Annotated in this window: 1 protein-coding gene; it reads left to right on the top strand. The window is 50.7% G+C overall.

What is annotated here, in order from left to right; translation table 11 throughout:
* On the top strand, positions 1-341 hold a 341-nt coding region (locus tag GPK83_RS11910; RefSeq protein ID WP_215704865.1), incomplete at both ends, for a DUF5131 family protein.

Below are 341 nucleotides of genomic sequence, written 5' to 3'. Positions count from 1 at the left end.
CTGGATTTTGATACCGATCTGGAAAACGCATGGTTTGGCGTTACGGTGACGAGGAAAGCCGAACTGTGGCGTATCGACGCCCTTCGGAAAAACATCAGAGCAAAGCATTACCATGTTACCCTTGAACCGTTATTCGACGATCCCGGTACAGTTGACCTTTCCGGAATCAACTGGATCGTTGTCGGCACTATGACCGGGGCTCAGAGCAGGAAAGTTCATACGGAGCCGGAATGGGCATGGTCTCTGACGGATCAGGCACACGCACTCGGCATTCCGGTGTTTATGAAGGAAGACCTTGTCCCTATCATAGGGGATGAAAATATGATTCAGGAAATGCCGGA

Source organism: Clostridium sp. MCC328 (genome assembly GCF_018785465.1).
Lineage (GTDB): Bacteria > Bacillota > Clostridia > Lachnospirales > Lachnospiraceae > Pilosibacter > Pilosibacter fragilis.
The sequence above is the reverse complement of the archived record's forward strand: the minus strand, read 5'-3'. Positions and strand labels throughout refer to the sequence as shown.